12 protein-coding genes are annotated in these 19867 nt (G+C 71.8%); 10 read left to right on the forward strand and 2 right to left on the reverse strand.

Annotated features, from left to right (window positions below):
• On the reverse strand, positions 1-6750 hold a 6750-nt coding region (locus ACIGZJ_RS32540), incomplete at its 3' end, for an amino acid adenylation domain-containing protein (protein WP_396460658.1).
• A gap of 714 nt (positions 6751-7464) precedes the next feature.
• Here ACIGZJ_RS32540 and ACIGZJ_RS32545 point away from each other — a divergent pair.
• From ACIGZJ_RS32545 to glmM, 9 genes are all read left to right on the forward strand, one after another.
• The gene (locus ACIGZJ_RS32545; protein WP_396460659.1) at positions 7465-8238 is read left to right on the forward strand and encodes a thioesterase II family protein; all 774 of its coding nucleotides are present in this window, start codon (positions 7465-7467) and stop codon (positions 8236-8238) included.
• Positions 8239-8367: 129 nt separating this feature from the next.
• A complete protein-coding gene (locus tag ACIGZJ_RS32550; protein ID WP_396460660.1) occupies positions 8368-8580 on the forward strand; it encodes an MbtH family protein in 213 nt (70 codons plus the stop codon).
• A gap of 81 nt (positions 8581-8661) precedes the next feature.
• A complete protein-coding gene (gene hppD / locus ACIGZJ_RS32555) occupies positions 8662-9786 on the forward strand; it encodes a 4-hydroxyphenylpyruvate dioxygenase (protein ID WP_396460661.1) in 1125 nt (374 codons plus the stop codon).
• Between the two features lie 68 nt (positions 9787-9854).
• Positions 9855-11009 (forward strand): alpha-hydroxy acid oxidase, encoded by a 1155-nt coding sequence (locus ACIGZJ_RS32560; RefSeq protein ID WP_396460662.1) that lies wholly within the window; start codon positions 9855-9857, stop codon positions 11007-11009.
• Complete coding sequence (locus ACIGZJ_RS32565; protein ID WP_396460663.1) at positions 11006-12310, forward strand: PLP-dependent aminotransferase family protein; 1305 nt, start codon at positions 11006-11008, stop codon at positions 12308-12310. Before ACIGZJ_RS32560 ends, ACIGZJ_RS32565 begins: the two co-directional genes overlap by 4 nt.
• 63 nt (positions 12311-12373) lie before the next feature.
• Complete coding sequence (locus ACIGZJ_RS32570) at positions 12374-14032, forward strand: ABC-F family ATP-binding cassette domain-containing protein (protein WP_396460664.1); 1659 nt, start codon at positions 12374-12376, stop codon at positions 14030-14032.
• A gap of 208 nt (positions 14033-14240) precedes the next feature.
• On the forward strand, positions 14241-14684 hold the full coding sequence (rplM, locus tag ACIGZJ_RS32575) for a 50S ribosomal protein L13 (protein WP_363605520.1): 444 nt from the start codon (positions 14241-14243) through the stop codon (positions 14682-14684).
• 45 nt (positions 14685-14729) lie between these two features.
• Complete coding sequence (rpsI, locus tag ACIGZJ_RS32580; RefSeq protein ID WP_387948293.1) at positions 14730-15233, forward strand: 30S ribosomal protein S9; 504 nt, start codon at positions 14730-14732, stop codon at positions 15231-15233.
• A gap of 189 nt (positions 15234-15422) precedes the next feature.
• Positions 15423-16787: a phosphoglucosamine mutase gene (glmM, locus tag ACIGZJ_RS32585; RefSeq protein ID WP_387948295.1), complete on the forward strand. Its 1365-nt coding sequence runs from the start codon at positions 15423-15425 to the stop codon at positions 16785-16787.
• A gap of 83 nt (positions 16788-16870) precedes the next feature.
• Here glmM and coaA read toward each other — a convergent pair whose 3' ends face one another.
• Positions 16871-17866, reverse strand: coding sequence for a type I pantothenate kinase (gene coaA, locus ACIGZJ_RS32590; RefSeq protein ID WP_392939859.1), 996 nt, complete (start codon positions 17864-17866; stop codon positions 16871-16873).
• A gap of 111 nt (positions 17867-17977) precedes the next feature.
• Between coaA and glmS the strand changes: the two genes are divergently transcribed.
• Complete coding sequence (gene glmS / locus ACIGZJ_RS32595) at positions 17978-19834, forward strand: glutamine--fructose-6-phosphate transaminase (isomerizing) (protein WP_396460665.1); 1857 nt, start codon at positions 17978-17980, stop codon at positions 19832-19834.
• The last annotated feature ends 33 nt before the right edge of the window (positions 19835-19867 follow it).

The following is a 19867-nucleotide window of genomic DNA, read 5'->3' on the forward strand; positions in this document are numbered from 1 at the left end:
CACCTCGGTGGACAGGTCGAAGACGTACCCGGCCGCGCGGGCCAGGGCCTGCTCCAGCTCGGCCTCGGTAAGCGAGGTGACGGGCAGGTCGAGGGCGACCGCCGTCGCTTCGAGAATGCGCTGGTGGGGCTGCCCGTTGTGGGTCGGGTAGACGGTGCGCAGGACTTCGTGGCGGGCCAGCACGTCGTGCAGCGCGCCCCGCAGGGCGTCCCGGTCCAGGGAGCCCGTCAGTCGCAGCGCGGCAGGGATGTTGTAGGTGGCGCTGGGGCCTTCGAGCTCGCCGAGGAACCAGAGCCGGCGCTGGGCGGCGGACAGCGGCACCACGCTCGGGCGCTCACCCGCGGTCAGCGCGAGCCGGGTCGTGCCGGCTCCGCCGAGGCGTCCGGCCAGGCCGGCGACGGTCGGCGCCTCGAACAGGGCGCGGATGCCGACCTCGACACCCAGCACCGCACGGATCCGGCTGACCAGGCGGGTGGCGAGCAGGGAGTGGCCGCCGAGCTCGAAGAAGCTGTCGTCCACGCCCACCGAGGCCACACCGAGCACCTCGGAGAAGACGCCGCAGAGGATCTCCTCCTGCACGGTGCGGGGCGCGCGGCCCGCCGTGGCGGCGGTGTACCGGGGCGCGGGCAGGGCCTTGCGGTCCAGCTTGCCGTTGGCCGTCAGCGGCAGGGCCTCCAGCACCACGATCGCGCTCGGGACCATGTACTCCGGCAGGTGCTGCTGGAGGTCGCCGCGGATGCCGGCGGTGAGCGTGGCGTGGTCGTCGCCCGGGGTGTCGCCGCCCTGGGCCGGGACGACGTAGCCGACCAGGCGCTTGTCGCCGGGAGTGTCCTCGCGGACGGTGATGGTGGCCTGGGCGACGGCCGGGTGTGCGGCGAGCGCGGACTCGACCTCGCCGAGCTCGATGCGGAAGCCGCGGATCTTCACCTGGTCGTCGGCGCGGCCGGCGAACTCCAGGGTGCCGTCCGCGCGCCAGCGCACCAGGTCACCGGTGCGGTACATCCGCTCACCGGCCTCGCCGAACGGGTCGGCGACGAAGCGCTCGGCGGACAGGCCCGGGCGGTTCAGGTAGCCGCGGGCCAGACCCGCACCCGCCACGTACAGCTCGCCGGCGGTGCCGGCCGGGACGAGCTGCAGCCCGCCGTCCAGGACGTACAGGCGCAGGTCGGGGATGCCGACGCCGATGACGCTGCCGATGCCGGCGTCGGCGCTGATGGCGGAGTCGAGGGCCATGTAGCTGACGTGCACGGTGGTTTCGGTGATGCCGTACATGTTGACGAGCAGCGGGGCGTCGTCCTGGTGGCGGCTGTACCAGTCGCGCAGACGCTTCAGGTCGAGCGCCTCGCCGCCGAAGACGACGGTGCGCAGGGCGAGTTGACGGCCGAGGTCGGGGTTCTGCGCGTCGGCCTGCATCAACTGGTAGAAGGCGGAGGGGGTCTGGTTGAGGACGGTGACCTGCTCGCGGACGAGGAGGCCGAGGAAGTCCTGCGGGGAGCGGGAGACGTCGAAGGGCACGACGACGAGGCGTCCGCCCCTGAGGAGGGCGCCCCACAGCTCCCAGACGGAGAAGTCGAAGGCGAAGGAGTGGAACCACGTCCACACGTCGCCGGTGCCGAAGTCGAACCAGTGGTCGGTTCCGGACAGCAGACGGGCCACGTTGCCGTGCGGGACGACGACGCCCTTGGGGCGGCCGGTGGAGCCGGAGGTGTAGATGACGTACGCGGGGTGGTTCGGCAGCAGGCCGGGCCGGGGGTTGGCGGCGTCGAGGCCGGCCACTCGGGCGACGGTGTCGGGGTCGTCGAGGACGATCCGCGCGGTGCCGTCGGGCAGGGTGTCCTGGACGGACCGGCTGGTGATGACCAGGGTGGGCCGGGCGTCGCCGAGCATGTAGGTGATGCGGTCGGCGGGGTAGTCCGGGTCGATGGGCAGGTAGGCGCCGCCGGCCTTGAGCACGGCGAGCAGCGCCACCACCATCTCCGCGGAGCGCGGCAGGGCCAGTGCCACGAGCTGCTCCGGGCCGACGCCGTGCTCGGTCAGCAGGTGGGCGAGGCGGTTGGCGCGGGCGTTCAGCTCGGCGTAGCTGAGCCGGGTGTCCGTGAACACCACGGCGGTGGCGTCGGGCGTCAGGGCCGCCTGGGCCTCGAACAGCTCGGGCAGGGTGCCGGTCGGCAGGTCCCGGGCGGTGTCGTTCCAGCCGGTGAGGATGAGGGCGCGCTCGTCGGCGTCGAGGATCTCGATGCGGCTGACGGGCTGCTCGGGCTCCGCGGCGGCGGCACGCAGCACCCGCACGAAACGCTGCGCGATCGCCTCGGCCGTGCTCTGGTCGAACAGGTCGGTCGCGAAGGTGACCAGGCCGTGGAGGCCGGCGGCCCGGCCGGTGGTGTCGAAGGACTCGTTCAGCTGGAAGTCCAGGTCGAACTTGGCCGGGGCCTGCCCGGTCGGCACCAACTCAGTGGCAAGGCCCGGGAGTTCGACGACGGCCGCGGTGGTGTTCTGCAGCGTGAGGACGACCTGGAAGAGCGGGTGCCGGGCCATTGAGCGGGTGGGGGCGAGCTCTTCGACGAGGCGTTCGAAGGGGATGTCCTGGTTGGCGAAGGCGCCGAGTCCGGCGTCCTGGACCTGGCTGAGGAGGGCGTCGAAGGTGGGGTCGCCGCTGAGGTCGGTGCGCATGACGAGGGTGTTGACGAAGAAGCCGACGAGGTCGTCGAGGGCTTCGTCGGTGCGTCCGGCGATGGGGGTGCCGAGCGGGATGTCGGTGCCGGCGCCGAGGCGGTTGAGGAGGGTGGCGAGTCCGGCCTGGAGGACCATGAAGAGGGTGACGCCGCGGGAGCGGGCCAGGTCGGCGAGCTGCTGGTGGAGTTCGGCGGGGACCTGGAGGGGCAGGGTGGCGCCGTGGTGGGTGGCGATGGCCGGGCGGGGGCGGTCGGTGGGCAGCTGGAGCTCTTCCGGCAGGTCGGCCAGGGCCTTGCGCCAGTGGGTGAGCTGCTGGGACAGGACGCTCTCGGGGTCGGTGTCCTCGCCGAGGAGCTGCTGCTGCCACAGCGTGTAGTCGGCGTACTGCACCGGCAGCGGCTGCCACGCGGGGGCGTGGCCGGCGAGCCGGGCGGCGTAGGCCTCGGAGAGGTCCCGGGCCAGCGGGCCCATCGACCAGCCGTCGCCCGCGATGTGGTGCACGACGAGGACGAGCACGTGCTCGTTCGCGGAGACGCTGAACAGCTCGGCGCGCAGCGGCACCTCGGCGGCGAGATCGAAAACGTACCCGGCCGCGCGGGCCAGGGCCTGCTCCAGCTCGGCCTCGGTAAGCGAGGTGACGGGCAGGTCGAGGGAGACCGCCGCGGGGTCGAGAACGTGCTGGTGGGGCCGGCCGTCGGCGGTGCGGAAAACGGTGCGCAGCACCTCGTGGCGCCGGGTGACATCGCCGAGGGCGGCCCGCAGGGCGTCCCGGTCCAGGGCGCCCGTCAGTCGCAGCGCGGCAGGGATGTTGTAGGTGGCGCTGGGGCCTTCGAGCTCGCCGAGGAACCAGAGCCGGCGCTGGGCGGCGGACAGCGGTACCACGCTCGGGCGCTCGCCGGCGGTCAGCGCGGGCCGGGCGGCGTCGGCCCCGCCCAGACGGGCGGCCAGGCCGGCGACGGTCGGGGCCTCGAACAGGGCGCGGATGCCGACCTCGACACCCAGCACCGCACGGATCCGGCTCATCAGCCGCGTCCCGAGCAGCGAGTGGCCGCCGAACTCGAAGAAGCTGTCGTCCACGCCCACCGAGGCCACACCGAGCACCTCGGCGAAGACCTCGCAGAGGATCTCCTCCTGCCGCGACGAGGGCGCGCGCCCGGAGGCGCCGGCCGCGTAGTCCGGCGCGGGCAGTGCCCGCCGGTCGACCTTCCCGCTGGGCGTCAGCGGAAGCGAGTCCAGCACCACCACCGCGCTCGGGACCATGTACTCCGGCAGCTCGGATGCGACGTGCCTGCGCAGCAGTTCGCCGTCCACCAGCACAGCGGACTCCAAGGCCTCCGCGGTCTCCGGGGCCGGGACGACGTAGCCCACCAGCCGCTGGTCCCCGGGGCGGTCCTCGCGCACCACGACGCTGGCCCGGCCCACCGAGGGGTGGCCGGCCAGCGCCGACTCGACCTCGCCGAGCTCGATCCGGAAGCCGCGGATCTTCACCTGCGCGTCGGCCCGGCCGGCGAACTCCAGGCTCCCCGCCGCGCTCCACCGGACCAGGTCGCCGGTGCGGTACATCCGTCCGCCGGCCGGGCCGAACGGGTCGGCCACGAAGCGGTCGGCCGTCAGCTCCGGACGGCCCAGGTAGCCGCGCGCCAACGCGGCGCCCGCGACGTACAGTTCACCCGTCACACCGACCGGGGCCGGCTGCAGCGAGTTGTCCAGGACGTAGACCCGGGTGTTGGCGATCGGTCGCCCGATCGGGGTCTCGGTCGCCCCGCAGTCGCCGAACAGCACGTCGCCGCTGGTCTCGGAGGCGCCGTAGAAGTTGAGCAGCCGGGCGTTCGGCAGCGCCTCGGCGAACCGCTCCGCCAGGTACTGCGGGATGTTCTCGCCGGTGGTGACCCAGTGGGTGCACGAGGCCAGCAGCGGGGTGCCGACCTCCAGCAGGGCGGCGAGCAGGCTCGGTACGACGGTGATGCGGCCGATCCGGTGCCGGGCGATCAACTGGGCCAGGGCCAGCGGGTCCTTGGCGGATGCCGCGTCGGCCAGGACGACCGGGTCGCCGTGGAGCAGCGAGCCGAGCAGTTCGGTGGAGCCGTCGACGAAGCTCATGGAGCTCTTCGCCAGGGTCGGCGCGCCCGGCCGGTACGGGTAGCTGCGGGCGATCGCGGTCAGCAGGTTGGCGGCGCTGGCGTGCAGGCCGACGACGCCCTTGGGGCGGCCGGTCGACCCGGAGGTGTAGAGCACGTAGGCGGGGTGCTCCGGGCGCAGCGGGGCGGTCCGGTCCTCGTCGGTCGGGTCGGTGGCGGGGAACCGTTCGAGCTCGGCGGCCAGCTCCGGGGCGTCGACGACGAGCATGGGCGCCGGGGTGGCGGCGCGCAGGCCGGCCTCGGTCCGGGTGCCGGCCAGCACCAGGGCCGGCTCGGCGTCGGCCAGCATGTAGGCGATCCGCTCGGCCGGGTACTCCGGGTCGACCGGCAGGTAGGCGGCGCCGGTCTTGATGACGGCGAGCAGCGCCACCACCATCTCGACGGAGCGCGGCACGGCCAGGGCGACCAGCCGCTCGGGGCCGGCCCCGCGCTCGATCAGCAGCCGGGCGAGCCGGTTGGCCCGCTCGTTCAGCTCGGTGTAGGGGACTTCGGTGTCCTGGAACACGAGGGCGGTGGCCTCGGGGGTGCGGGCGACCTGGGCCTGGAACAGCTCCGGCAGCACCCTGCCCGGAACGGCGGCCGCGGTGTCGTTCCACTCGGTCAGCGTCCGCCGGCGCTCGTCCCCGGTCAGCAGCTCGACCCGGCCGATCGGCTGGTGCTCGTCGGCCGCGGCGAGCGCGTCGAGGAAGCGGATGAAGCGGTCGGCGTGCTCGGCGACCTGCTCGGCGTCGTAGACCGAGGGGTTGGCGTCGAGGGCGAAGAGCATGCCCTGCCCGGCGGCGCGGTCGTAGACGACGAAGGAGAGGTCCTCGACCGGGCCGTTGGTGAGGTTGTGGGCGGTGGACGGGTGTCCGCCGAAGGTCAGGTCGTAGTTGAACGCCTGGATGTTGACGGTGGCGCCGACGAGCGGTCCGGAGGCGCCGGCCAGGCCGAGCTCCCGGCGCATCTCCTCGTAGCGGTAGCGCTGGTGGCGCAGGTCCTGGCGGGCGGCGGCGCTGGTCTGCTTGACCAGCTCGACCAGGGTCAGCTCGGGGCCGACGGTCAGGCGCAGCGGCAGGACGTTGGTGAGCATGCCGGGGATCGCGCGGATGGTCCGGCCCGAGCGGCTCATCACGGGCATGCCCAGGACGACGTCGTGGGCGCCGGTGAGGCGGTGGGTGTAGGCGGCGGTCGCGGCGAGGACGAAGGCGGACCAGCCGACGCCGAGGCGGCGGGCGGCGGCCTTCAGGTGGGCGGAGTGCTCGACGCCGAGGTCGACGGTGTGGCGCAGGTGGCCGCGGGCGGGCGGCGCGAAGCGGCCGGCGAGGTTGACCGGCTCGGGGCGGTCGGCGAGGCGCTCCAGCCAGTACCGGCGGTCCTCGGCGTGCTGCTCGGAGCCGCGGTAGACGGCCTCGTCGTCCAGCAGGTGCTGGAACGGGGGGAGCGGGCTGCCCTCGTCGGGGCGCCCCTCGACCAGGGCGGTGTAGAGCTCGGCGGCGCGGGCCGCCATGAGCGAACCGCTGTAGCCGTCGACGACCCCGTGGTGGGCGCGCTGGTACCAGATGAAGCGGTTCTCGCCGGCGCGCAGCAGCGCCATGGTGAAGTGCGGGCCCTGCTGGAGGTCGCAGGGGCGCTTCAGGTCGGTCCACATCCAGGCCTGCGCGGCGGCCCACGGGTCGGGCTCGGCCGAGACGTCCACCAGGTGCAGCGGCCAGTCGGTGTAGGGGTTGATGCGCTGGCGGACGCCGTTGTCGGATTCGACGAAGCAGAGCCGGAAGCCCTCTGCCTCGTGGAGGACCTGACGCAGGGCCAGCTCGAAGAGCCGGGCGTCGACGGGGCCGTGGATCTCCACGCACTCGGCGATCTGGTAGGCGGGGCTCGCCGGGTCCAGCTGCTGGGCGAACCACATGCCGGACTGGCCGGCGAGCAGGGGAAGGGTCTCGGCCTGGGTGTCCAACATGCTTCGGCGCTCCGGTTTCGTCAGCGTTCTTCGTCGGGTGGTGACCCGTGGGTGGCCTGACCTCGCGCGTGACGGCGGCGAGCGTCGGCGACCGGCCCCGGCGCCCGGGTGCGGGTGCACCTGGGAGCAGGGGCGGCATGGTGTGCCTGTGGTGACGGGACGTCCGGTGGATCCTGTGACGCTCGACTCATCGGTGGGCCTGCCACCGTTCGCCTACAGGTGTGTTCTATTCCACATTCCGGACGCGGGCCGGGGCGAGGTCGTCACCGCCATGGCCCGTCCGCGTGTCCGCGTGCGTAGAGGGGCGGTCGGCTGCGGGGGGCGTGCCGCAGTCCCTCCCGACGCGGCAGCCGGCCCGCTGGGCCAGCCCTCTTGAGGTGCCTCCGGCCGTGAACGACCGCCTGGCGGCAGCCAGGCTGACGGCGGATCACAGAGGCAGTCGAGAAGCATAGCTGACTGTCGATCGCCCGCGACCGTAGTTGATCGAATATGACCGATCTTGCCTTGACCGCATCCACCGGGCTGTGATCAGCTGAATCCGTGCGGCCACGATTGTGCGTCCGCGACAGGAGGGGCTGGGGGGCGCCGTTCTCAAACTCCTGCCCCATTCCGCCCGATTGCCGGACCGATGTTCCGTCCGGTTGTCGCCGGAGTGTCCTCCTGGTGATTTGCCATGCACGGGGGCGGCCCGAAGTTCGGGCTGGAAGGGTTGTTATGTACAGCAGGGGCGGAGAACCGACCGGTCGATGGTTTCGGACCGTACGTCCGATTTCGAACCCGAAGATCCGACTCGTCTGTTTCGCCCACGCGGGCGGCGCGGCAAGCTTTTTCCGCTCATGGGACGGATTCGTGCCCGATGGTGTGGAAATTGTGGCGGTCCGGTATCCGGGGCGGGAGGACCGTCTGCTCGACCCGCCGGTCGAGACGATGGCGGAGCTCGTGGAACCGCTGGTGCGCGAATGTTCCCCATTCTCCGACGCGCCGCTGGTGTTCTTCGGCCACAGCATGGGCGCATCGGTCGCCCATGAGGTCGCCGTGCGCCTCCAGGCCGAGTGTGGTGTCACCCTGTCGGCCCTCGCGGTCTCCGGCCGGGCCGGTCCCGGGCGGGAGGCGCCGCGTGGGCTCGCCGACGCGAGTGACCTTCAACTCATCGAGGACGTAGGCCTGTTGGGTGGGACGGCGGCCGGCACCTTCGAGCACGCGGACCTGCGGGAGCTGATCCTGCCGGCGATCCGTGCCGACTACCGGCTGATCGAGCGCTATCGGGCCCCTGAGGCTGAGAATGCCATGGTGGACGCTCCTGTCTATGCCTACTATGGAAGCCAGGACGCCGAGCTGAGCGAGGATTCAATGGAATCCTGGTCAGCGGTGACGCGGGCCGGCTTCGCCGCGCGCGCCTTCGACGGCGGCCACTTCTACCTCGTGGAGCACGCCGAGGCCGTGCTCCGAGACCTCTTCCTCCGTATCGACTCCGCGATCAGGGTCTGATCGCCGATCCGATGTTCCGTCCGTGAGCCAACGGGTGCGCCTCCCCGCATTCGTCGGCCCCGCTATGCCCGGATATTCCCGCGGGCATCTCCGGATCCCCCATCGAACCACCACGGAAAGGCTCCAACAATGACGAATCCGTTTGAGAACCCGGACGGCAGCTACCTCGTCCTGGTCAACGCGGAGGGGCAGCACTCGCTCTGGCCGGCCTTTGCCGAGGTGCCCGACGGCTGGAATAAGGCCTTCGGCGAGGCGGCCCGCCAGGAATGCCTCGACTACATCGAGGAGTCCTGGACGGACATGCGGCCGAAGAGCCTCGTCGCCGCCGTGCAGGAGAGCTGAGGCAAGCCTCTCCTTCCCTCGGTCGAACCAAGTCGCGGCACAACTGCCGTGACTCACGAACAAGTTAGAGGCGTGCAAATCGTGGACGGATCCGTCTTCCCCGCCGATCTCGGTATCGAGTATGTCGAGTTCTATGTCGAGAATCTTGAGGCAAGGACCGCGGAGTGGGTCGACCACTACGCGTTCGAGGTGATCGGCAGAAGCGGATCCGAGGCGCTGGGATTCCGGAGCACGGCGCTTCGGCAGGGCCGGGTCGTGCTGGTCCTGACCGAGGGGACCGCGGAGGACCACCCGGCCACCGGCTACGTCCGGCGCCACGGCGAGGGCGTCGCGGACATCGCCCTGCGGACCGCGGACGCCCCGGGCGCCTTCGCCGCGGCGGTGGAGCGCGGTGCGAACCCGGTCGGCCGGCCCGGCCCGGCGCCCGCCGCCACGATCGCCGGCTTCGGCGACCTGGTCCACACGTTCGTCCAGGGCGGCGCCGACGGGGAGCCCGGTCTGCCGCCGGGCTTCGTCGCGGAGCCGGCAGCCGGGTCGGCCGGGTCTGCCGGGTCGGGCGGATCGGCCGCGGCCGGGCAGGGCCAGGGCGGCGCCGGTCCGGTCGGCGCGCAGCTGATCGACCACTTCGCGGTCTGCGTGAACGCCGGCGAGCTCGACCCCACCGTCGAGTTCTACCGGAGCGTGCTGGGCTTCCGGGAGATCTTCGAGGAGCGGATCGTCGTCGGCCCGCAGGCGATGATCTCCAAGGTCGTCCAGAGCGCCTCCGGCGAGGTGACGTTCACCATCATCGAGCCGGACACCACCGCCGAACCGGGCCAGATCGACGGCTTCCTCGCCAGCCACGACGGCTCGGGCGTCCAGCACATCGCGTTCTCGGTCGAGGACGCCGCACGCTCCGTCCGCGCCCTCCGGGAGCGCGGGGTCGCCTTCCTGACCACTCCGGGCTCGTACTACGACCTGCTCACCGAGCGGATCACCCCGAAGAACCACGAGCTGGACGTGCTGCGGGAGTTGAACCTCCTGGTCGACGAGGACCACGGCGGCCAGCTGTTCCAGATCTTCACCCGCTCCACCCACCCGCGCCGTACCCTCTTCTTCGAGGTGATCGAGCGGATCGGCGCCGAGACCTTCGGCAGCTCGAACATCAAGGCGCTCTACGAGGCCGTCGAGCTGGAGAGGTCCAAGCAGAGCGGCACCGGGCAGTGAGCGTTCCGGACCGGGCACTGAGCCTTCCGGGCTGCGCACTGGACCCCGCGGACCGTCAGGAGCCCGTGGTGACAACGGATTCCACCACCGCCGGAGCCTTTGCCGGCGTCGGGGCCGACGAGCCGGTCTGCCTCGCTGACGTCGAGCGCGCCGCCTTCGCCACGGTGCCGAAGGACGTCTGGGACTTCGTCGCCGGGGGCAGCGGCCGCGAACTCACGCTGGCGGCCAACCGCTCCGCGCTGGACGGCGTCCACCTGGTGCCCCGCATCCTGCGGGACGTCTCCGGCTGCACCGCCGGGACGACCCTGCTCGGCCGCGCTGCCGCACTGCCGCTGGCGGTGGCACCGGTGGCCTACCACCGGCTGCTCCACCCCGAGGGCGAACTGGCCACCGCCCGCGCGGCCCGCCGCGCCGGGGTCCCGTTCACCATCGGGACGCTGAGCAGCCACCCGCTGGAGGAGGTCGCCGCCGCAGCCGGCCGCAGCTGGTTCCAGCTCTACTGGCTGCGCGACGAGGCCCGGCTGTTCGACCTGGTCGCCCGGGCCGAGGAAGCCGGCTGCGAGGCCCTGATGCTGACCGTCGACGTCCCGTGGATGGGACGGCGGCTGCGCGACATCCGCAACCGGTTCAGCCTGCCCGCGGACGTCACCGCGGCCAACCTCTCGGCCGGCACCGGCTCCGAGGCGCACACGGCCCGCCCCGGCACCTCCGCGGTGGCCGCCCACACCAGCGTCGCCATGACCGAGGCGCTGACCTGGGAGCACGTCGAGCGCCTGCGAGCCCGCACCCGCCTGCCGCTGATCCTCAAGGGGATCCTCGACCCGGAGGACGCCCGCCTCGCCGCCGACCACGGCGTCGACGCAGTGGTGGTCTCCAACCACGGGGGGCGCCAGCTGGACGGCGCCGTCCCGGCCAGCACGATGCTCCCCGCGGTGCGCGAGGCCGTCGGCGACCGCGTCGAGGTCCTCTTCGACAGCGGGATCCGCACCGGTACGGACGTCCTGAAGGCCCTGGCCCTCGGTGCGTCGGGCGTCCTGCTGGGCCGTCCGCTGCTCTGGGGACTGGCGGTCGGCGGCGAGGCGGGCGCCGACACCGTCCTGCGGCTCCTCGCCGAGGAGATCCGGGACGCGCTGGGCCTGGCGGGCTGCGACTCGCCGGCCGCCGCCCGGCTGCTGCGCACCGTCCGCGCCGACTACGACAGCGAAAGTGGTTCAGCACGATGAACAGCCAAGCGGTGGAACTCGCCCTCGGGACCCTCCACGAGTCCCTGGGGTCGCCGGTCAGCGAGTCCATGAACTTCCTCAACGAGGTGGCGCAGCGCTATCCGGACGCGATCTCCTTCGCCGCCGGGCGCCCGTACGAGGGCTTCTTCGACCTCGACGACATCCACCGCCACCTGGAGACCTACCGCCGGTACCTGGCGGAGCGCCTGGGCGGCGACGAGGCCGCGGTGAGCCGGACGGTCATGCAGTACGGCCGCACCAAGGGGATCATCCACGAGCTGATCGCCCGGCACCTGGAGGTGGACGAGGGCATCACGGCGGACCCGGAGTCGATCGTGGTCACGGTCGGCTGCCAGGAGGCCCTGTACCTGACGCTGCGCGCCCTGCGCCGCCGCGACACCGACGTGCTCCTGTCGGTGGTGCCCGCCTACGTCGGGATGCACGGGGCGGCCCAGCTGGTCGACATGCCGGTGCTGCCGGTGGAGGAGACCCCGGAGGGGATCGACCTCGACCACCTGGTCGCCGTCGTGGAGCGGGCCAAGGCGGACGGGCTGACCCCGCGCGCCTGCTACGTCGTCCCCGACTTCGCCAACCCGAGCGGGGTCAGGCTGAGCCTGGAGGCCCGCCGCCGACTGCTGGAGCTGGCCGCGGAGCACGACTTCCTGATCCTGGAGGACAACCCCTACGGCCTGCTCGGCGACCCGGACGGCCCGCCGACGATCAAGTCGCTCGACGACGCCGCGCGGGTGGTCTACCTGGGGTCGTTCGCGAAGACCGGGATCCCCGGGGCCCGGGTCGGCTACGTGCTCGCGGACCAGCGCGTGGCGGGCGGCCACGGCGGCCCGGAGACCCTCGCCGACCAGCTCGCCAAGATCAAGAGCATGGTGACGGTGAACACCTCGCCGATCGCCCAGGCCGTGATCGCCGGGAAGCTGCTGGAGAACGGGTGCAGCCTGCGGGCCGCCAACACCCGCGAGATCGGGACCTACCGGAGCAACCTCCGCCAGGTGCTGGACGGGCTGGAGCGGCGGTTCGGCGGGGAGAAGGCCCCCGGCGTCTCCTGGAACACCCCGTCGGGCGGCTTCTTCGTGCTGCTCACCGTGCCCTTCGCCGCCGACGACGCGCTGCTGGAGTCCAGCGCGCAGCTGCACCGGGTGTTGTGGACGCCGCTGCACCACTTCTACGCGGACCCGGAGCCGCGCCGGGTGATCCGGCTCTCCTTCAGCCACCTGCGGCCGCAGGAGATCGAGGAGGGCCTGGACCGGCTCGCCGCCTTCGTGCTCGGGCGGTCCGACGGCTGACCGCGGGCCGGCGGACCGAAATGCATTTGGGTCCGTCGGCCTGTACGTAGCAAAATCCGACGTATGGGACACGTCGAGATTTCGCACCTTGAGTACTACCTGCCGGACGGGCGGGTGCTTTTCGACGACGCGTCCTTCCGGGTCGGCGAGGGCTCCGCGGTCGCCCTGGTGGGCGCCAACGGGGCCGGCAAGACCACGCTGCTGCGCATGATCGCGGGCGACATCCAGCCGCACGGCGGCACGGTGACGATCAGCGGCGGCCTCGGCGTGATGCGCCAGTTCGTCGGCACCACCGGCCGCGAGGACCAGCGCGAGACGCCAGGCGCGCTCGCCGCCGACGCCTCCGTCCGCGACCTGCTGGTCTCCGTCGCCCCCGAGCGGATCGCCGTCGCGGCCCGCGCGGTGGACGCCGCCGAGCTGGCGATGATCGCCCAGGACGACGAGAAGACGCAGATGGCCTACGCCCAGGCGCTCTCCGACTGGGCGGACGTCGGCGGCTACGACTACGAGACCGACTGGGACGTCTGCACCATGGCGGCCCTCGGCATGCCCTTCGACAAGTCCCAGTGGCGCGGTCTGAACACGCTCTCCGGCGGCGAGCAGAAGCGGCTCGTGCTGGAGGCGCTGCTGCGCGGCCCCGAGGAGGTGCTGCTGCTGGACGAGCCGGACAACTACCTGGACGTCCCGGGCAAGCGCTGGCTGGAGGAGGCGATCAAGGCCACCTCCAAGACGGTGCTGTACATCTCCCACGACCGCGAGCTGCTCTCCCGGACGGCCGAGAAGATCATCAGCGTCGAGTCCGGCGCGGCCGGCAGCAGCGTCTGGGTGCACGGCGGCGGCTTCGACTCCTTCCACGAGGCCCGCAAGGACCGCTTCGCGCGCTTCGAGGAGCTCGGCCGGCGCTGGGACGAGGAGCACGCCAAGCTCAAGAAGCTGGTGGTCACCCTGCGCCAGGCGGCCTCCGTCAGCCACGCGCTCGCCACCCGCTACGCCGCCGCGCAGACCAGGCTGAAGAAGTTCGAGGACGCCGGCCGCCCGGAGGAGCCCCCGCGCGAGCAGAGCATCACCATGCGGCTCAAGGGCGGGCGCACCGGCATGCGCTCGTTCACCATGGAGCAGCTGGAGCTCACCGGCCTGATGAAGCCCTTCGACCTGGAGGTCTTCTACGGCGAGCGGATCGGCGTGCTCGGCTCCAACGGCTCCGGCAAGTCGCACTTCCTGCGGCTGCTGGCGGGGGACGAGACGGTCGCCCACACCGGCAGCTGGAAGCTCGGCGCCCGGGTGGTGCCCGGCCACTTCCGGCAGACCCACGCCCACCCGGAGCTGTTCGGGCGGACGGTGCGCTCGATCGTCGAGGAGGAGCACGCGCTCAGCCGCGGCGCCGCGATGGGCGCGCTGCGCCGCTACGAGCTGGACCGCCAGGAGGAGCAGAAGTTCGAGTCGCTGTCCGGCGGGCAGCAGGCCCGGCTGATGATCCTCAAGCTCGAACTCTCCGGCGTGACGGCCCTGCTGCTCGACGAGCCGACCGACAACCTGGACCTGGAGAGCGCCGAGGCGCTGCAGGCCGGGCTGGAGGCCTTCGACGGCACGGTGCTCTGTGTGACGCACGACCGCTGGTTCGCCAAGACCTTCGACCGCTTCCTGGTGTTCGGCTCGGACGGGCGGGTGTACGAGGCCCCGGACCCGGTCTGGGACGTCAGCCGCGTGGAGCGCGAGCGCTGAGGATTTTGACCCTCGTCGGCCTGCCCGGTAGGCTGGTCGCTTGTTGTGCGTATTGGCTCGCTCCATCTCACGTGAGAGGTCGGTACGCCGGAGACACCTAGCCGACGACCGGCGGCCACCCTTGAATTGCGTCCAAGGTGGGCCAGGCTGATCCCTCGTCCAGGTGCTCCTGTCAGGACTCACTCACTGAAAAGCGAAGGCTACGACCGTGCGTACGTACAGCCCCAAGCCCGGCGACGTCCAGCGTCAGTGGCACGTCATCGACGCGACCGACGTCGTGCTCGGCCGCCTGGCCTCCCAGGCCGCCAACCTCCTCCGGGGTAAGCACAAGGCGATCTACGCGCCGCACGTTGACACTGGTGACTTCGTCATCATCATCAACGCGGACAAGGTGCACCTGTCGGGTAACAAGAAGACCCAGAAGCTGGCCTACCGCCACAGCGGTTTCCCGGGTGGTCTCCGCTCGGTCCGTTACGACGACCTCCTGGACAAGAACCCGGAGAAGGCCGTCGAGAAGGCCATCAAGGGCATGGTTCCCAAGAACAGCCTGGGCCGCCAGATGCTCTCGAAGCTGAAGGTCTACTCGGGCGACCAGCACCCGCACGCTGCCCAGCAGCCGGTGCCGTTCGAGATCACCCAGGTCGCGCAGTAATTCGGCCACCGAGCCCCCCAACACTGAAAAGAGCTGAGGAACACCGTGGCCGAGACCACTGAAACCCTTGAGGTCGAGTTCGACGACACCGTCGTCGAGGGCGAGTACACCTCCGAGGAGAGCTACACCTCCGAGTCGCTGGCCGGTCGCTTCGGCGAGGCCACCCCGGGCGCCGGCCTCGGCCGCCGCAAGGAGGCGATCGCCCGCGTGCGCATCGTCCCCGGCACCGGCGTCTGGAAGATCAACGGTCGCACCCTGGAGAACTACTTCCCCAACAAGGTGCACCAGCAGACCGTGAACGAGCCCTTCAAGCTCCTCGAGCTTGACGGCCGTTACGACGTCGTCGCCCGCATCTCGGGTGGCGGCGTGTCCGGTCAGGCCTACGCGCTGCGCCTCGGCGTGGCCCGCGCCCTGAACGAGGCCGACGTGGACAACAACCGCGCCGCCCTCAAGAAGGCCGGCTTCCTGATGCGTGACGCCCGCGCCGTCGAGCGCAAGAAGGCCGGTCTCAAGAAGGCCCGCAAGGCGCCGCAGTACAGCAAGCGCTAATTGCGCCCCAGGGGTGCGTACCGCCCTGGTGGTGCACACCCCTGGATGCGCTCTCACGCCCCGGAGTACCCCGTGTACTCCGGGGCGTTGTGCTCCCCGCCCGTTGTGCGGCGGCCGGGGATTTGATCGGATTTACTGCCGGGATTACTGCCGGGATCAGTGCCAGCAGCGGTGATGGAGGACGGGACAGTGGGACGACTCTTCGGTACGGACGGCGTACGCGGTGTGGCCAACCAGACTCTGACGGCGGAGCTGGCGCTCGGCCTGTCGGTCGCGGCGGCGCACGTGCTCGGCGAGGCGGGGGCCTTCGACGGCCACCGGCCGGTCGCGGTGGTCGGCCGTGACCCGCGCGCCTCGGGCGAGTTCCTGGAGGCCGCGGTCATCGCGGGCCTGGCCAGTGCGGGCGTCGACGTACTGCGGGTCGGCGTGCTGCCCACCCCGGCGGTGGCCTATCTCACCGGCGCCCTCGGCGCCGACTTCGGCGTGATGCTCTCCGCCAGCCACAACGCCATGCCGGACAACGGCATCAAGTTCCTCGCCCGGGGCGGCCACAAGCTGGACGACCGGATCGAGGACGCCATCGAGGCGCACTACCGGACGTACTCCGTCGGCAGCTCGGAGTGGAAGCGCCCGACCGGCGCCGACGTCGGCCGGGTCCGCGAGTACACCGAGGGCTTCGACAAGTACGTCGCCCACCTGATCGGCGTGCTGCCCAACCGCCTGGACGGCATCCGGGTCGTCATCGACGGCGCGCACGGCGCGGCCGCCTACGTCGCCCCCGAGGCCTTCGCCCGGGCCGGCGCCGAGGTCGTCCACACCCTGGGGGCGGAGCCCACCGGCCTCAACATCAACGACGGCGTCGGCTCCACCCACCTGGACCGGCTGCGCGTCGCGATGCAGGAGTACCGGGCCGACCTCGGCATCGCGCTCGACGGCGACGCCGACCGCTGCCTGGCCGCCGACGCCGACGGCAACGAGGTGGACGGCGACCAGATCATCGCGATCCTGGCCGTCGCCATGAAGGAGGCCGGCACGCTGCGCCGCAACACCGCGGTCGCCACCGTGATGTCCAACCTGGGCTTCAAGCTGGCGATGGAGCGCGAGGGCGTCGAGCTGGTGCAGACGGCGGTCGGCGACCGCTACGTGCTGGAGGCGATGAAGGAGCAGGGCTTCGCGCTGGGCGGCGAGCAGTCCGGCCACGTCATCCTGCTGGACCACGCCACCACCGGTGACGGCACCCTGACCGGTCTGATGCTGGGCGCGCGGCTGGCCGCCACCAAGCAGCCGCTGGCCGACCTGGCCGCCGTGATGACCCGGCTGCCGCAGCTGCTGATCAACGTCAAGGACGTGGACAAGAGCCGGGTGCACAGCAGCGTCGAGCTGGCCGCGGCCGTCGCCGAGGCCGAGGCCGAGCTGGGCGCCACCGGCCGGGTGCTGCTGCGCCCCTCCGGCACCGAGCCGCTGGTCCGGGTGATGGTCGAGGCCGCCGACCAGGTGCAGGCGAAGGCCGTCGCCGAGCGCCTGGCCGAGGCGGTCCGGACGCACCTGGGCTGACCCCGCCCTACCGCACAGGGCCCCCGCCGTCTCGTACGGCGGGGGCCCTGTCGCGTGCGGGGAGTCCCCGGACCCGGATGCGCTCAGAGCTTGCGCAGCAGCGCGCGGCGGACCTTGTGGTCCTGGCCCTTCTGCAGGATCAGGGTGGCCCGGCCGCGGGTGGGCAGCACGTTCTCCAGCAGGTTGGGCTTGTTGATGGTGCGCCAGACCTGGCGGCCGTACTCCATCGCCTCCTCCTCCGGGACTTCGGTGAACCGGCGGAAGTAGGAGTTCGGGTCCTGGAACGCGGTCTGCCGCAGCTTGCGGAACCGGTCCAGGTACCAGTTCTCGATGTCGTCCGTGCGGGCGTCGACGTAGATCGAGAAGTCGAAGTAGTCGGCCACCGCCAGCCGGGTCCGGCCGTCGTTGCCGGGCAGGGCCGGCTGGAGCACGTTCAGCCCCTCGACGATCAGGATGTCCGGACGCTCCACGGTGAGCCGCTCCCCGGACACGATGTCGTACACCAGGTGCGAGTACACCGGGGCGGTGACCCGGTCCTTGCCCGCCTTCACGTCCGCGACGAAGCGCATCAGCGCCCGGCGGTCGTAGGACTCCGGGAACCCCTTGCGGGCCATCAGACCGCGCCGGCGCAGCTCCGCGTTGGGCAGCAGGAAGCCGTCCGTGGTGACCAGCTCGACCCGGGGGTGCTCGGGCCAGCGGGCCAGCAGCGCCTGGAGCAGGCGGGCCGTGGTGGACTTGCCGACCGCCACGGACCCGGCCACCCCGATGACGAAGGGGGTCCGGGTGCGCTCGGTGTCGGGGGTGTCCAGGAAGGTGCCCACGGCGCCACGCAGTTCATGGGTGGCGTGGATGTAGAGGTTGAGCAGCCGGGACAGCGGCAGGTAGACGTCGCGGACCTCGTCCAGGTCGAGGGCGGTACCGAGGCCGCGCAGCCGTTCCACCTCCTCCGCGGTCAGCGGCAGCGGCGTACGCTCGCGCAGCGCGCTCCACTCGGCCCGGCTGAGGTCCACGTAAGGCGACGGGGACGGGCCGGGCGTGGCGGCGCCCCGCGTACAGAGTTCGGTCAGCACATGCTCCATTGTGGGCCGTAGCGGCGTTCACGGCGGTTGTGGTGTCTGTCACGCGCTGTGGCACCAGGTGGAGACGAACGGCGCGAATAGGGCGCCGGAACCGCCCTTATGCTGGCACGCATGTGCGGAATTGTTGGATACGTGGGCTCGCAGCCCGCTCTTGATGTAGTAATCGCAGGCCTGCAGCGACTCGAGTACCGGGGCTACGACTCGGCCGGTGTCGCGCTGCAGGTGCAGGGCTCCGACGGGCAGTGGAGCCTGGCCACCGACAAGCGGGCCGGCAAGCTCGCCAACCTGGAGAAGTCGCTCGCCGAGACCCCTCTTCCCGGCAGCACCACCGGCATCGGGCACACCCGCTGGGCCACCCACGGCGGCCCGACGGACGCCAACGCCCACCCCCACCTGGACGACGCCGTCCGGGTGGCCGTGGTCCACAACGGGATCATCGAGAACTTCGCCCAGCTGCGGGCGGAGCTGACCGAGCGCGGCCGCACGCTGCGCTCGGAGACCGACACCGAGGTCGTCGCGCACCTGCTGGCCGAGGTGTACGAGGGCGACCTGGCCGAGGCCATGCGGACGGTCTGCAGCCGGCTGGACGGCGCCTTCACCCTCGTCGCCGTGCACGCCGACGCGCCGGACGTGGTGGTCGGCGCCCGCCGCAACTCGCCGCTGGTGGTCGGGCGCGGCGAGGGCGAGAACTTCCTCGCCTCGGACGTGGCCGCGTTCATCGCGCACACCCGCGAGGCGATCGAGCTGGGCCAGGACCAGGTCGTCGAGCTGCGCCGGGACGGCGTGACGGTGACCAACTTCGACGGCACCCCGGCGGACGTGCGCGAGTACCACGTCGACTGGGACGCCTCGGCCGCCGAGAAGGGCGGCTACGACTACTTCATGCTCAAGGAGATCGCCGAGCAGCCGAAGGCCGTCGCCGACACCCTCCTCGGCCGGATCGGCACCGACGGCCGGCTCACCCTCGACGAGCTGCGGATCTCCGACGCCGACCTGCGCTCGGTCGACAAGGTCGTCATCGTCGCCTGCGGCACGGCGTTCCACGCCGGCATGATCGCCAAGTACGCGATCGAGCACTGGACCCGCATCCCCTGCGAGGTCGAGGTGGCCTCGGAGTTCCGCTACCGCGACCCGATCATGGGCCCGGGCACGCTGGTCATCGCGATCTCGCAGTCCGGCGAGACCATGGACACCCTGATGGCGCTGCGGCACGCCCGCGAGCAGGGCGCCAAGGTGCTGGCGATCTGCAACACCAACGGCTCCACCATCCCGCGCGAGTCGGACGCGGTGCTGTACACGCACGCCGGGCCCGAGGTCGCGGTCGCCTCCACCAAGGCGTTCCTGACCCAGCTGGTGGCCTGCTACCTGGTGGCGCTCTACCTCGGCCAGGTGCGCGGCACCAAGTGGGGCGACGAGATCTCCGCGGTCATCAAGGAGCTCGGCGACGCGCCGAAGCAGGTCGAGCAGGTGCTGGAGACCATGGAGCCGGTGCGCGAGCTGGCCCGCTCCCTGGCGGACGCCAAGTCGGTGCTGTTCCTCGGCCGCCACGTCGGCTTCCCGGTGGCCCTGGAGGGCGCCCTGAAGCTCAAGGAGCTGGCGTACATGCACGCCGAGGGCTTCGCGGCGGGCGAGCTGAAGCACGGCCCGATCGCGCTGATCGAGGAGGGGCTGCCGGTCGTGGTGGTCGTTCCGTCGCCGCGCGGGCGGTCGATCCTGCACGACAAGATCGTCTCCAACATCCAGGAGATCCGGGCCCGCGGCGCCCGCACGATCGTCATCGCGGAGGAGGGCGACGAGGCGGTCGTCCCGTACGCGGACCACCTGATCCGCATCCCGGTGACGCCGACCCTGCTGCAGCCGCTGGTCTCCACGGTGCCGCTGCAGGTCTTCGCCTGCGAGCTGGCCACGGCCAAGGGCCACGAGGTCGACCAGCCGCGCAACCTGGCGAAGTCGGTCACCGTCGAGTAGTCCGCGCCCGTCGGCAACGGCGCCCCTGCGGTG

Origin of the sequence: Kitasatospora sp. NPDC052868 (assembly GCF_044547105.1) — a bacterium.
Lineage (GTDB): Bacteria > Actinomycetota > Actinomycetes > Streptomycetales > Streptomycetaceae > Kitasatospora.